This window comes from Burkholderia sp. AW33-5 (assembly GCF_053427615.1).
Genome location: NZ_JBSAXA010000010.1, coordinates 67721 through 82250, shown reverse-complemented (window position 1 = coordinate 82250; position 14530 = coordinate 67721). Strand labels below are relative to the sequence as shown.

The following is a 14530-nucleotide window of genomic DNA, read 5'->3' as shown; positions in this document are numbered from 1 at the left end:
GACGGCCCGCCGGCGCGGCCATGCGCCGCGCGGGCGACCGGCCTCAGAGGCCGCAGGTCGCGCCGCTGTTTGCCGCGATCTCGCGGGCGGCCTTCGCGCCCTCGACCTGCAGGATCGTCGGCAGCGACACGTTGTTCTTCGCGGCCGTGATCTCGGCGAGGATCGAGATCGCGATTTCCGGCGGCGTGCGGCTGCCGATGTAGATGCCGGCCGGCCCGTGCAGCCGCGCCAGTTCCGCCTCGCTCAGGTCGAATTCGAGCAGCCGCTCGCGCCGGGCCGCGTTGTTGCGTCGCGAGCCGAGCGCGCCCACGTAGAACGCGGGCGTCTTCAGCGCCTCCATCAGCGCGAGATCGTCGAGCTTCGGGTCATGCGTGAGCGCGATCACGGCCGAACGCGCGTCGAGCTTCATGTCGAGCACCGTGTCGTCGGGCATCGTGTGCACGACGCGCGTGCCCGTCACGTCCCACGCATCCGTGTACTCCTCGCGCGGATCGCAGACCGTCACCTGGTAATCGAGCCCGACCGCGATCTGGCACAGATAGCGCGACAACTGTCCCGCGCCGATCACGAGCATCCGGTAGCGCGGCCCGTGGATCGTCACGAGCCGGTCGCCGTCGAACGCGAGCCCGTCGGTCGCCTGCGCGGGCGACAGCGACGCGCGGCCGGTCGCGAGCGTCATCGTGCGCGTGACGAGGCGACCGGCCTCGACTTCCGCGCACAGCGCGGCGATCCCGCTGTCGGGCGTGAGCGGCTCCAGCACGAGCTGGATCGTGCCGCCGCAGGGCAGCCCGAAGCGGTGCGCTTCCTCGGCCGTCACGCCGTACTTGACGGCTTCCGGGCGTGCATCGGCCGCGATGCCGCTTGCGTGCACGCGGGCGATCAGGTCGTCCTCGATGCAGCCGCCGGACACGGAGCCGACCACGAGGCCGTCCTCGCGCACTGCGAGCATCGCGCCTTCGGGGCGGGGCGACGAGCCCCACGTCTTCACGACCGTGACGAGCAGCACGCGGCGCCCTTCGTCGAGCCAGCGCGCGCTGGATTTCAGTACATCGAGATCGACGCTTTCCATCATCCTGTTCCTGTTGCCGGACGGCCCGCCGGGCCGGGCCGTCGTTCGATGGCCGGATTATGAACCGCTCGGCGCGCGCGTGCTGGCAGCGTGCAATTCGTGTGGGCAAATCCGGACGATCGGGCAAGAAATCGCGACGATCGGGCAGCGATCGCGCGTGTGCGGGGCGCGGCGGCGCCGATGGCCGGGCCGGTTCGGGCGGGGAGGGGGCGCGCACGGGGCCGGTGACGGCCCGGCGTGGCGTCGTGCCGCTGCGCGCGGCGCGCGCGCAGCGACGGCGGTCAATGCGCGTCGTGCTGACCGTGCGCGAGCTTCGAGTGATGCCGCGAATACAGGAAGTAGATCACGAGGCCGATCACGAGCCAGATGCCGAACGCGGCCCACGTGACGGGCTGCAGGTTCAGCATCAGGAACAGGCACGCGCCGACCGCGAGGATCGGCACCACCGGCACGCCCGGGCAGCGGAACGCGCGCGGCAGTTCCGGGTGCGTGCGGCGCAGCACCAGCACCGCGATCGACACCATCGAGAACGCGGCGAGCGTGCCGATGTTGATCAGCTCGGCGAGCACGTTGAGCGGCACGAGCGCGGCGATCAGCCCGAAGAACAGGCCGACGAGCCAGGTCGTCAGGAACGGCGTCGCGTAGCGCGGATGCACGCGCGACAGCGCCGCCGGCAGCAGGCCGTCGCGCGACATCGCGAAGATGATCCGCGTCTGGCCGTAGCTCATCACGAGGATCACGGTCAGCATGCCGAGCACCGCGCCGAGATCGATGAAGCCCGCGACCCACTTCTCGCCGGCGATCTGCAGCGCATACGAGATCGGATGCGACACGTTCGCGTACTGCGCCGACGGCACGATGCCGGTCGCGACCGCCGCGACCGTCACGTACAGCACCGCGCACACCGCGAGCGACGCGATGATGCCGATCGGCAGGTCGCGTTTCGGATTCTTCACTTCCTCGGCCGCCGACGATACGGCGTCGAAGCCGATGAACGCGAAGAACATCACGGCCGCCGCGCCGAACACGCCGTTCCAGCCGTGCGGCATGAACGGCTTCCAGTTCGCGGGCGTGACGTGGAAGATGCCGACCGCGATCACGAGCAGCACGACCGACACCTTGATGAACACCATGACGTTGTTGATGCGGGTCGACTCGCGGATGCCGATCGACAGCAGCGTCGTGATCACCAGCATCACGAGGAACGCCGGCAGGTTGAACCACGTGACGACGCCCGGGATCGCGCCGGGCGCGGCCGTCAGCACGGTCGGCAGCGTGAGCCCGAAGCCCTGCAGCAGCGATTGCAGGTAGCCCGACCAGCCGACCGACACGGCCGACGCCGCGAGGCCGTATTCGAGCATCAGGTCCCAGCCGATGATCCACGCGACGAGCTCGCCGAGCGTCGCGTACGAGTACGTGTAGATCGAGCCCGCGACCGGAATCGTCGACGCGAATTCGGCGTACGACAGCGCCGCGAGGCCGCACGCGATCGCGGCGATCACGAACGACAGCATCAGCGCGGGGCCGGCCTGTACGGCGCCCGTGCCGGTCAGCACGAAGATGCCGGTGCCGATGATCGCGCCGATGCCGAGGAAGGTGAGGTCGATGGCGCCGAGCGCTTTCTTGAGCCCGGCGCCGTGCGCGCCGGCGATCATGCGATCGACGTTTTTCTTGCGGAAGAAGGACATTGCGGATGAGTTTCCAGCGCGCGCGAGCGCGGCGGCGCCGAGTGAGTGAAAACCCGTAATTTTAGCCGATTTGGCGTGGAAGACCCGCTGCGGCGCAGCGGTGCGCCCGGGAATCGTCCGATAAAACAATTGCTTGTGCGCGGCGTGCGGCGCGCCGGGGCCGGCGTGGAGCCGGCCGGGTGCGGCGAGGACGAAGAATCAGGCGCCCGACGCGGGCGCCATGTCGACGAGCCGGTTGCTCATCACGTAGAACGTCAGTTCCGCATTGTTCGACAGCCGCATCTTCTCGAGCAGCCGCGACCGGTACACGCTGACCGTCTTCACCGACAGCGACAGCGTGTTCGCGATGTCGGTGAGGCGCTTGCCCGATGCGAGCATGCAGAGCGTCTGGTATTCGCGGTCGGACAGCTTCTCGTGCGGCAGCGGTTCGTTCTCGAACGACACGTATTCGGCGAGCGCCTCGGCCATCGCCGGGCTCACGTACTTGCGGCCGGCCGCGACCTGCTGGATCGCGCCGATCATCTGCGCGGCATTCACCGTCTTCGACAGGTAGCCGGCCGCGCCGGCCTTCAGCGCGCGCACCGCGTACTGGTCCTCGCGGTACATCGAGAACATCAGCACCGGCGCGCCCGGCAGCTTGCGCTTGATGCGCTTGAGCACCTCGATGCCATTCGTGTCCGGCAACGAGATGTCGAGCAGGATCACGTCGAAGGCGTCGCGGTCGACGGCCGCCACCGCATCGCTGCCGGTCTCGGCCTCGGTCACGTTACGCGCGATGCCGCGGTCGATCAGCAGGTGGCAGATCCCTTGACGGACGATCGCGTGATCGTCGACGAGCAGGATGTTCAGGCTCATGACGGCCTCACGAAAGCGACGCGCGGCGCGCGGCCGCCGGCGCCGCGAACAGCGAGTCCCACGCGAAGCGCGCGGTGACGCGCGTGCCGTGGCCCGCTTCCGGTGCGCTCGCGTCGAAGCTGCCGCCGAACGCCTCGCAGCGTGCGCGCATCCCGGCGAGGCCGTAGCCGGTGCGCCGGCTACGCGCGAAACCGGTCCCATCGTCGGTGACGATCAGGGACATATGCGAGTCGTCGGTGTCGATCCGCACGTCGACGGACGTCGCGCGCGCATGCTTCGCGACGTTCGACAGCGCTTCCTGCGCGACGCGGAAGATCGCGAGCGCGCCGGCGCCGCCGAGTTGCGTGAGCCGTGCGTCGGCCGCGCAGACGAAGCTCGTGCGCAGGCCGGTGCGGGCCGTGTGGCTGTCGACCCACGCCGACAGGGCGCCGACGACGCCGCCGTCGAGTGCCGGCGTGTCGCGCTCGTCGATCAGCCGGCGGTTGGCGTCGGTGGCGGAGTCGAGCGCCTGCTGCGCCAGCTCGAGCGCGCGCAGGCAGCCGTCCGGCGCATTGGCCGGCAGCCACGTTTGAACGTTTGCGAGCGCGAAACGTGCGGCGGTGAGTTCGGCGCCGAGTCCGTCATGCAGTTCGCCGGCGAGATGGCGGCGGGCCGCCTCGTCGGCAACCATCAACTGGAGGGACAGCGCCGCGATCCGTGCGGCGGACGTGTCGCGTTGGGGCAGGGCTTCGGCCACGGGCGCGGCCGCGTCGCAGCCGTGCACGAGCGGCTGCGACGGGAACGGGGCATGAGCGCCCGTGGGCGCGTTGAGCGACGTATCCATGACTCTCCCTGCTGTCAGAAAGCGGTTCAGACACCGGCTGGCTGCGTGGATCGGCTGCCGTTTCGATGACGGCCGCCGCCAGAGGATCGCCCCGTGCCGAGGTAACAAAAGTTACATCTTGTAACGCTTGAGTCCGACCCTCCAATGGTCGCCCGATCGGCGACCACGCGGGGCGAATAATATCTCAAAAATTTGGAAAACGTCATGCTGGGCGGACATTTAAGGGTAAATGTGAATAATCCGAGTGAAGCTGTTGTAGGAAAAACACTGACGCGAAAGCACACGGATCGCCCGTATCCAAATGTAACGATTTGACATGAAATGATCGTGGCTTGTTACGAATTCGCCAAGTAGGGACGAAAAAAAACCGGAGCTTTTGCTCCGGTTCTTGATGTGGCACAAATTCGGGGTTCGATCAGTCCACGAATGCGCGTTCGATCACATAGTGACCCGGCGCGCTGTTCTTGCCTTCGACCAGGCCGGCCTGCTTCAGCAGGTCCGTCGTGTCCTTCAGCATCGCGGTGCTGCCGCACAGCATCACGCGGTCGTTTTCCGGCGAGAACGCCGGCACGCCGAGGTCCGTGAACAGCTTGCCCGTCGCGATCAGGTCGGTGATCCGGCCCTCGTTGTCGAACGCCTCGCGCGTGACCGTCGGGTAGTAGACGAGCTTTTCCTTGATGATGTCGCCGAGATACTCGTGGCCCGGCAGGTCGTGCTTGATGTAGTCCATGTACGCCAGCTCGCCCTTCAGGCGGCAGGTGTGCGTCAGGATGACCTTGTCGAAGCGTTCGTAGATGTCCGGGTCGCGGATGATCGACATGAATGGTGCGAGGCCCGTGCCGGTCGACAGCATCCACAGCGTCTTGCCGGGCAGCAGGTTGTCGGCGACGAGCGTGCCGGTCGGCTTCTTGCCGATCAGCACCGAGTCGCCCACCTTCAGGTGCTGCAGGCGCGACGTCAGCGGGCCGTTCTGGACCTTGATGCTGAAGAATTCGAGGTGCTCTTCGTAGTTCGGGCTGACGATCGAGTAGGCACGCGCGAGCGGCTTGCCGTCGACCTCGAGGCCGACCATCGTGAATTCGCCGTTGTTGAAGCGCAGGCTCGGCTCACGGGTGCAGGTGAAGCTGAAAAGCGTGTCGGTCCAGTGATGGACGGATTGGACGGTGGCGGTGTCGTATTTGCTCATGGCTTTGAAAACGGACGCGCGTAGCGGACGCGTGTAACGGGCCCAAAAACGGGCAAAAAAACCGAGTGCGTCGGCCCGATCGCGGATCGGCCGGCCGGCGCGTCGGACACGCGCCTTCTCGATGACAGACGATTGAGGAACTCGTTATTTTACCCTGCTTGGGGCAGATGCGGGCTTGACCCGCGCGGCTGCGCGGATTTGGCGCAACGAAATCTTGCAACCGGCTTTCAGCGACCGGCCGCGAGCTTCGCGCATGGCGCGCCGCGCCACCGCATCACTGCGGATCGAGGCGCAGCCGCGCGATATACGGCAGGTGATCCGACAGCCACGCGGTTTCGCCGGACGGCGCCTGCCATTCGAGCGGCGTCAGCCCGCGCACGAACATCTTGTCGAGCGCGAGCGCCGGGGAGAACGCGGGGAACGTGCGGCCCGACTGGCCGAGCAGCGTCGCGACCTCGGACAGCCCGATCTCGCCGAACAGCGCGACCGAATCGTTGCGCCAGTCGTTGAAGTCGCCGGCGAGCACGAGCGGGTCGTCGCCCGCGTTGCGCACGATCCAGTGCGCGATCCAGTGCATCTGGCGCAGCCGCGCCGCGCGCGTGAGCGCGAGGTGCGCGCACAGCAGCGTGACGGGCCGTGCGCCCGCGAGCGTCGCGCGCGCGACCAGCAGCCCGCGCCGCTCGAAGCGGTGCGCGGAGATGTCCCAGCGGCCGCCGAGGTCGAGCGGATGCGGCGACAGGATCGCGTTGCCGTGCCGCCACGACGGCTTGAACACGTTCGGTCCGAGCGCGATCTGCCAGTCGAGCGCCTGCGCGATCTCGGTGGCCTGGCAATGCCACACGTCGTCGACCGCGTCGTCCATCGGCGCGCCGAAGCCGGGGGCGAGCATCGGGCGCGGCATGCGGCGCGCCATCGCCTCCTGCAGGAAATACACGTCGGCGTGCGTCGACTGCATCCAGTTGCGCATCGCGTTCCATGCGGTGAAGCCGAGCGGCGAGCGGCCCTTGTGCAGGTTCCAGCTGACCGCGGTGATTTCGTCGGGCGCGGCGTGCGGTTCGGCGAACGGCAAGGACAGGGCGTCGGCGGACATGGCGCTCAGTCCTTCGCGACGTGCGCGCGCACGCGGTAGACGAGATGCGGGCGCTGCTCGACGAGCGTCCAGTCGGTCCACGCATCGCCGCCGACCGACAGCCCCGGATGGCTCGCGACGATCTGCCGCGGCGACGCGGGCAGGCACGGATCGCTGCGCGTCGCGTTTTCGTCGTCGAGGGTTTCCTGCACGTCGAGCGCGAGCGATACCGTGTGCGCGGCGTCATCGACGGCGAGCGGCGCGACCGTCACAGAGCGCGAGCGCTCGGTCGGCACGACGCGCGCGGCATTGCCGCAGCCGACGGGCACGGCGGACGGATAGCGATGGGTGTCGGTACGGGATTGACCCACGGTGGTGCGTTGCTGGAACGTGTCGATCGTCTGACCGTCGCGCACCACCTGGATCTCCCACGCGACGACGGCTGGGGCGGGGCTCTGCGCATGGGCCGCGAGCGCGGCGCTCGCGAGCAGGACGGCCAGGCCGTGTTTCAGCATGAAACTTCTCCGGAAACGCGGGGTAGCGGGGAACGGACGCACATCTTACGCCCGATCGATTTGGACGGTGGTGTGACAGGACGCATCGCCGCAGGTTCGCAGCACGATCCGGTCCTGATCAAAAGGTAGGTACGCGTCACGCGTTTTCAAGCAAAAAAGCGCGCGAATTCGGCGACGCTCGCGCGCTCGGTGACGAGGCGGTTCTCGATCGCGTCCGGGTCGGCATGGCCGAGCGACATCCCGCAGACGAGCTGCTCGTTGGCCGGCACGCCGAGGTGCTCGGCGACGATCCGGTGGAACGGCACGAACGCGGCCTGCGGGCAGGTGTCGAGGCCGCGTGCGCGCGCGGCCGTCATCACGCCCTGCAGGAACATGCCGCAGTCGAGCCATGCACCGTGCGTCATCACGCGGTCGAGCGTGAAGAACAGCGCGACCGGCGCATCGAAGAAGCGGAAGTTGCGCGCGTGCTGCGCGTGCATGCGGGCCTTTTCGTCGCGGCCGATGTTCAACAGACCATACAGGTCCCAGCCGACCTTGCGGCGCCGGTCGATATACGGCGACACCCATTCGCGCGGATAGTAGTCGTATTCGGCGACGTATTTCTCGTCGCGCGCCGGATCGTCGTACGCGGCGGTGAGGGCCGCGGAGAGTGCGTCGCGGGTCGCGCCGGTCGCGACGTACACGCGCCAAGGCTGGATGTTGGTGCCCGACGGCTCGCGGCTTCGAGGATCGCCTCGAGCGTGTCGCGCGGCACGGGCGTCGGCAGGAACGCGCGAATCGCGCGGCGCGACTTGAGCGCGGCGTCGACGGCGTGGATCGCATCGGCGTCGACGCGCGGGACGGCAGCGGGGATGGACATCGGCAACCCTTCGAGACGAAGCGCACGGCGCCGCGCGGGCGCCGTGGCGAGGCCGGCGCGGCGGCCGGTGAACGTTCGATCATACGCCGCGCGGCGCTGCGCTGCAGCGCGCGCGGTGTTAGCAGCAGACCGGGGCGGCTGCTTGCTTGCACGCCGATGCGGGATCGCTACACTGAAATCGTAAGGGTCTGATGGTCATGTGACGGTAGCGGTAGCGAGGTTGGTATGACGACGGCGATGGTGAAACAGGAACTGGCGGTGGCGTCCTTCAGCACGGTGTACGACCTCGAGCAGGTCGAGACCGCGTTGAACGACCTGAACGAGAGCGCGAGCGACGCACTGCGCGCCACCTACGAGCGGATGCTCAAGACCGGCAATCTGCGCTTTTGCGTGAAGCCGAACCGGATGCCGTCGTTCGACGAACTCGGCGACGCGCTGCCCAATTTCACCGAGCCGCTCGACGACGTGCGCAAGCAGGTCGCGCTGTGCCTCGAGACGGACGACCGGCTCGAACTGATGCCGATCCTGCTGCTCGGGCCGCCCGGCATCGGCAAGACGCATTTCGCGAAGGCGCTCGCGCATCTGCTCGGCACCGCGTATCACTACGTGCCGATGAGTTCGCTGACGGCCGGCTGGATCCTGTCGGGCGCGTCGTCGCAATGGAAGAACGCGAAGCCCGGCAAGGTGTTCGATGCGCTCGTCAACGGCAGCTATGCGAACCCGGTGATCGCGGTCGACGAGATCGACAAGGCCGGCAGCGACGCGCAATACGATCCGCTCGGCGCGCTGTACGCGTTGCTCGAACACGATACCGCGCGCGCGTTCGTCGACGAATTCGCCGAAGTGCCGATCGATGCGGGCAACGTGATCTGGGTCGCGACCGCGAACGATGCGCAGGCGATTCCGGAGCCGCTGCTGAACCGGATGAACGTGTACGAGATCGCGCCGCCGGACGCGGCCGGCGCGCGCCGGATCGCGCAGACGATCTACGACGAGATCCGCACGTCGCACGCGTGGGGGCGGCGCTTCCCCGACACGCTCGACGACGACGCGCTCGACGTGCTGGCCGCGACGCCGCCGCGCACGATGCGCCGTGCGCTGCTGCATGCGTTCGGCGCCGCGCGGCTCGACGGCCGCGACGTGATCGCACCGTCCGACATCCGCGCCGACGAGGGCGCGGCGAGGCGCCGGCCGATCGGATTCTGAGCCGGCGGCGCGCGCTTCGCCGCGACCTGCACGCGTCGCGCCGAGCCTCGCCGCGCGACGCGTACGGGCCGATACGGACGCGTCCGGCAAGCGTGCGAACCGGGACGTACAATTCTCTTCTCTCCCCTTGATGCGCAAGCGACGCGAAACGTCATGGAGCAGATGGATTGTGTGGTGATCGGCGCGGGTGTCGTCGGTCTTGCGATTGCGCGGGAACTGGCCGCGCGCGGGCGCGAAACCGTCGTGCTCGAGGCGGCCGACGCGATCGGCACGGGCACGAGCTCGCGCAACAGCGAGGTGATTCACGCGGGGCTTTACTACCCGCGCGGTTCGCTCAAGGCGATGTCGTGCGTGCACGGGCGCGACTTGTTGTACGAGTTCTGCGAGACCCGCCACGTGCCGCACCGGCGCGTGGGTAAGCTGCTCGTCGCGACGAGCGCCGCGCAGGTGAAGCAGTTGAAGGCGATCGCCGCGCGCGCGGCGGAAAACGGCGTGCTCGACCTGATGCCGCTCACGCGTGCCGAGGCGCAGACGCTCGAGCCCGCGCTCGAATGCGCGGAAGCGCTGTTCTCGCCGAGCACCGGTATCGTCGACAGTCACCAGCTGATGCTCGCGCTGCTCGGTGACGCCGAGCGCGACGGCGCGATGTGCGCGCTGAAATCCCCGGTCGAGTCGATCGACGTGCTGCGCGGCGGCCGCTTCGTGGTGCGTACCGGCGGCGACGCGCCGACCGAAATCGAGGCCGCGTGCGTGATCAACAGCGCGGGCCTCGGCGCGCAGGCGCTCGCGCGCCGCACGCGCGGGCTCGATCCGCGCTGGGTGCCGCCGCTCTATCTCGCGCGCGGCAACTACTTCAGCCTGTCCGGGCGCGCGCCGTTCTCGCACCTCGTCTATCCGATGCCCGACCGCGCAGGGCTCGGCGTGCACCTGACGCTCGACCTGGCCGGACAGGCGCGTTTCGGCCCGGACGTCGAGTGGGTCGATGCATTGCGCTACGAAGTCGATCCCGCGCGCGCACCGGCGTTCTACGCGTCGATCCGCACATACTGGCCGGGGCTACCCGACGACGCACTGCAGCCGGCCTACGCGGGAATCCGGCCGAAGCTCGCGGGGCCCGGCGAGCCGCCGGCCGACTTCATCGTGCAGGGTGCGGCGCAGCACGGCGTGCGCGGGCTCGTGAACCTGTTCGGCATCGAGTCGCCGGGGCTGACCGCGTCGCTCGCGCTCGCGCAGCGCGTCGGCGACATGACGTCACATGCGTGACGCACGCGGCCCGCATTCGTGCGGGGCCGGCCGTGTGAAATCCCTTATTTCCGGCATTTCGGCGCGCACATTCATTCGCTTGAGCGTTATTCTGTCGAACGGCCGTCGCCAGAACGGCTTTCAAACCGATAACGTTGGAGCGAGTCCCCCATGAAAACATCCCGTCGGAGTTTCCTGATTACGAGCATTGGTGCCGTGTCCGCGCTGGCGCTGTCGCGCGAAGCGCTGGCCGACGCGCCGATGCTGTCGGAAACGGATCCGGCCGCGGTGGCGCTCGGCTACAAGGCCGATGCCACGAAGGTCGACAAGACGAAGTATCCGAAATACGCAGCAGGCCAGGATTGCGCGGCCTGCATGCTGTATCAGGGCAAGAAGGGCTCGGCCTCGGGCCCGTGCGGCGCATTCCCCGGCAAGCAGGTATCGGCGAAGGGCTGGTGCAGCGCATTCACGAAGATGGGCTGACGTCCGCGGCGGCATCGTGCGATGCCGCAATGTGGCGAAAACCGCAAAACGCCCGCCATCGGACGATGGCGGGCGTTTTTTATGCTTGAAAACGGTTCCGTCGCTTTCTACACTCGCTGCAAACCAGCGCGCCGCGGCCCCCCGTGCGCCGCGCCACCCGATGGCGAATTCACGAGGACGAGGCACGCATGGCGACGATTGCGAATTCAACGAAAACGATCCGGCCCGAGCGTGCGCTGAACCGGCGGGCCGTCGCGGCGGCCGTGATCGGCAACGCGCTCGAGTGGTACGACTTCACGGTGTTCGGCTTCATGACCGTCGTGATCGCCGAACTGTTCTTTCCGACGACCAGCGAATACTCGTCGCTGCTGCTGACCACCGCGACGTTCGGCGTCGCGTTCTTCATGCGTCCGATCGGCGGCATCGTGTTCGGCCTGTACGCCGACCGCGCGGGCCGCAAGGCCGCGTTGTCGCTCGTGATCCTGCTGATGACGGCCGGCATCTTCCTGCTCGCGATCGCACCGCCCTATGCGGCGATCGGCATCGGCGGCCCGATCCTGATCGTGCTCGGCCGCCTGCTGCAGGGTTTCTCGGCGGGCGGCGAATTCGGCAGCGCGACCGCGCTCCTGATCGAAGCCGCGCCGTTCTCGAAACGCGGTTTCTACGGCAGCTGGCAGATGGCGAGCCAGGCGGCCGCGCTGCTGATCGGCGCGCTCGTCGGCGCGGCCGTCACGCGCGGGCTGTCGCACGACGCGCTGCGCAGCTGGGGCTGGCGCGTGCCGTTCATCCTCGGGCTCATGATCGGCCCGATCGGCTTCTACATCCGCCGTCATCTCGCGGATTCCGAAGCATTCCTGCACGCGCAGCAAAGCGCCCGCCGCGCGACGCTCGGCGAAGTGTTCACGCGCCATCCGCGCGAGGTGCTGTGCGGGCTCGGCTCGGTGATCGCGCTGACGGTGACGATCTACGTGCTGATCAGCTATCTGCCGACCTTCGCGGTGAAGCAGCTGAAGCTGCCGTATGCGGAATCGTTCTATGCGGTGATCGTCGGCAACCTGCTGTTGATGGTGCTGTCGCCGGTCGCGGGCGCGTGGTCGGATCGCATCGGCCGCAAGGGGCTGTCGCTGTGGTCGCTCGTGCTGACGCTCGCGTTGATGTATCCGTTGTTCGCGTGGCTCGACGCGGCGCCGAGCATCGGACGGCTGATCGCGGTGCAGGCCGTGCTGTCGGTGACGCTCGCCGGCTACTACGGGCCGTTCGGCGCGATGATCGCCGAACTGTTCCCGGCCAACGTGCGCTCGACGGGGCTGTCGATCGCATACAACGTCGCGGTGATGCTGTTCGGCGGTTTCGGGCAGTTCATCGTCACGTGGCTGATCAAGGTGACGGGCACGCCGCTCGCGCCGACCTATTACGTGATGGCGGGGCTCGCGCTGTCGATCGTCGCGGTCGCGTTCGTGCCCGCGCGCAGCGCGGATCTCGACGCGCCGGCCTGACGGCCGCATTGCAGCGCGACCATCATTTCGAAATCCGCAACGATGCGGGCCCTGGCCCCGAAATCGGCGCGGCGATCGTTCGCGCCCGCGTACGAATTGTTTAGTTGTCGAAGGAAACACGCGCGGGATGAACGAATTCGCCGTTCGCGCGCGCAGACGCACTTTTTGCGTGCGCGAGACATCCGCAAAAACCCGCGCAAATGCGTCTAGAAGAGTTTTTTCTCCAGCTTGTTGCAAAATCGCTAGCTCAAGTAATATCCGCGTACCCGGCCCCAGGGGGGACCGGTTCCGATCTGGAGACCTGGAGGAAACATGGAATACAACCGTCTGTTGCACACCCTGCGTGTTACCGCCATTGCAGGCGTGGCAGCGGCATCGCTCGGCGTCGCGGGTTCTGCATTCGCACAGATCCCGAACAAAACGCTCGTCTACTGCTCAGAAGGCAGCCCGGCGGGTTTCGATTCCGCGCAATTCACGACCGGCGTCGATTTCACCGCCGCCACGTTCACCGTCTACAACCGCCTCGTCGAATTCGAGCGCGGCGGCACCAAGGTCGAGCCGGGCCTCGCCGAGAAGTGGGACGTCTCGTCCGACGGCAAGGTGTACACGTTCCACCTGCGCCATGGCGTGAAGTTCCACACGACCGACTTCTTCAAGCCGACGCGTGAATTCAACGCGGACGACGTCGTGTTCTCGTTCGAGCGCATGCTCGATCCGAACCAGGCGTTCCGCAAGGCCTACCCGGTGTCGTTCCCGTACTTCACCGACATGGGCCTCGACAAGCTGATCACGAAGGTCGAGAAGGTCGATCCGTACACCGTAAAGTTCACGTTGGCCGAGCCGAACGCGCCGTTCATCCAGAACATGGCGATGGAATTCGCGTCGATCCTGTCGGCCGAATACGGCGATCAGCTGATGAAGGCAGGCAAGGCCGCCGACATCAACCAGAAGCCGGTCGGCACGGGCCCGTTCATCTTCCGCAGCTACACGAAGGACGCGACGATCCGTTTCGACGGGAATCCTGATTACTGGAAGAAGGGCGCCGTGAAGCTGTCGAAGCTGATCTTCTCGATCACGCCCGACCCGGGCGTGCGCGTGCAGAAGATCAAGCGCAACGAATGCCAGGTGATGAGCTATCCGCGTCCGGCCGACATCGCGACGCTGAAGGCCGACTCGGGCATCGACATGCCGTCGCAGCCGGGCTTCAACCTCGGCTACCTCGCGTACAACGTCGAGCACAAGCCGGTCGACAAGCTCGAAGTGCGTCAGGCGCTCGACATGGCGATCAACAAGAAGGCGATCCTCGAATCCGTCTATCAGGGTGCGGGCCAGGCCGCCAGCGCACCGATGCCGCCGACCCAATGGTCGTACGACAAGAACCTGAAGATGGCGCCGAACGACACCGCGAAGGCGAAGGCGCTGCTCGCGAAGGCCGGCTATCCGAACGGTTTCGACATCACGCTGTGGGCGATGCCGGTGCAGCGCGCGTACAACCCGAACGCCCGCCTGATGGCCGAGATGATCCAGGCCGACTGGGCGAAGATCGGCGTGAAGGCGAAGATCGTCACGTACGAGTGGGGCGAGTACATCAAGCGCGCGCACACGGGCGAGCAGGACACGATGCTGATCGGCTGGACGGGCGACAACGGCGACCCCGACAACTGGCTCGGCACGCTGCTCGGCTGCGAGGCGATCAAGGGCAACAACTTCTCGCACTGGTGCTACAAGCCGTTCGACGAGCTGATCCAGAAGGGTCGCACGACGACCGGCCAGGACGCGCGCACGAAGATCTACATGCAGGCCCAGCAGATCTTCGCGCAGCAGCTGCCGTTCTCGCCGATCGCGAACTCGACGGTCTACCAGCCGGTGCGCAAGAACGTGGTCGACATGCGCATCGAGCCGCTCGGCTATGCGCGTTTCGACGGTGTCAGCGTGAAGTAACCGACCTGGCCTAAGCTGTCGTCATTGAGAAGACCGGCTTGAAATCATCCGGCGGCGAGGGGCCAAAAGCCCCTCGTCGCCGGTCGCACATTTCCCAC

The 14530-nt window shown here is 67.3% G+C and carries 12 protein-coding genes and 1 pseudogene; 5 read left to right on the top strand and 8 right to left on the bottom strand.

From position 1 onward, the window contains the following. Window positions 1–43: 43 nt before the first annotated feature. From ACV22V_RS17765 to ACV22V_RS17730, 8 genes and pseudogenes are all read right to left on the bottom strand, one after another. A complete protein-coding gene (locus ACV22V_RS17765) occupies window positions 44–1069 on the bottom strand; it encodes an XdhC family protein (RefSeq protein ID WP_059607548.1) in 1026 nt (341 codons plus the stop codon). 281 nt (window positions 1070–1350) lie between these two features. Then, the gene (locus ACV22V_RS17760; RefSeq protein ID WP_059535024.1) at window positions 1351–2757 is read right to left on the bottom strand and encodes an amino acid permease; all 1407 of its coding nucleotides are present in this window, start codon (window positions 2755–2757) and stop codon (window positions 1351–1353) included. A gap of 198 nt (window positions 2758–2955) precedes the next feature. Next, window positions 2956–3612, bottom strand: a complete 657-nt coding sequence (gene rqpR / locus ACV22V_RS17755; RefSeq protein ID WP_448014872.1) for a response regulator transcription factor RqpR — start codon at window positions 3610–3612, stop codon at window positions 2956–2958. 7 nt (window positions 3613–3619) lie between these two features. After that, window positions 3620–4435 (bottom strand): quorum system sensor histidine kinase RqpS, encoded by an 816-nt coding sequence (gene rqpS, locus ACV22V_RS17750; RefSeq protein ID WP_448014870.1) that lies wholly within the window; start codon window positions 4433–4435, stop codon window positions 3620–3622. Between the two features lie 415 nt (window positions 4436–4850). Continuing rightward, window positions 4851–5621, bottom strand: a complete 771-nt coding sequence (locus tag ACV22V_RS17745; protein WP_059535031.1) for a ferredoxin--NADP reductase — start codon at window positions 5619–5621, stop codon at window positions 4851–4853. A gap of 274 nt (window positions 5622–5895) precedes the next feature. Beyond that, on the bottom strand, window positions 5896–6711 hold the full coding sequence (locus ACV22V_RS17740) for an endonuclease/exonuclease/phosphatase family protein (RefSeq protein WP_059448471.1): 816 nt from the start codon (window positions 6709–6711) through the stop codon (window positions 5896–5898). Between the two features lie 5 nt (window positions 6712–6716). Continuing rightward, window positions 6717–7205, bottom strand: a complete 489-nt coding sequence (locus ACV22V_RS17735; protein WP_059691948.1) for a hypothetical protein — start codon at window positions 7203–7205, stop codon at window positions 6717–6719. A gap of 146 nt (window positions 7206–7351) precedes the next feature. Further along, window positions 7352–8064, bottom strand: a pseudogene (locus ACV22V_RS17730) (nitroreductase). A gap of 225 nt (window positions 8065–8289) precedes the next feature. Between ACV22V_RS17730 and ACV22V_RS17725 the strand changes: the two are divergent. The 5 genes from ACV22V_RS17725 (at window position 8290) to ACV22V_RS17705 (ending at window position 14432) form a co-directional block, all read left to right on the top strand. After that, window positions 8290–9270 (top strand): AAA family ATPase, encoded by a 981-nt coding sequence (locus ACV22V_RS17725; protein WP_448014868.1) that lies wholly within the window; start codon window positions 8290–8292, stop codon window positions 9268–9270. A 153-nt stretch (window positions 9271–9423) separates the two neighbouring features. Next, entirely contained in the window at window positions 9424–10533 is a 1110-nt protein-coding gene (locus ACV22V_RS17720) for an NAD(P)/FAD-dependent oxidoreductase (protein ID WP_059691950.1), read from the top strand. A 150-nt stretch (window positions 10534–10683) separates the two neighbouring features. Continuing rightward, a complete protein-coding gene (locus ACV22V_RS17715) occupies window positions 10684–10995 on the top strand; it encodes a high-potential iron-sulfur protein (protein WP_059535040.1) in 312 nt (103 codons plus the stop codon). Between the two features lie 188 nt (window positions 10996–11183). Next, entirely contained in the window at window positions 11184–12491 is a 1308-nt protein-coding gene (locus ACV22V_RS17710) for an MFS transporter (RefSeq protein ID WP_059535043.1), read from the top strand. A 312-nt stretch (window positions 12492–12803) separates the two neighbouring features. Continuing rightward, a complete protein-coding gene (locus tag ACV22V_RS17705) occupies window positions 12804–14432 on the top strand; it encodes an ABC transporter substrate-binding protein (protein WP_059535044.1) in 1629 nt (542 codons plus the stop codon). Window positions 14433–14530: the final 98 nt, after the last annotated feature.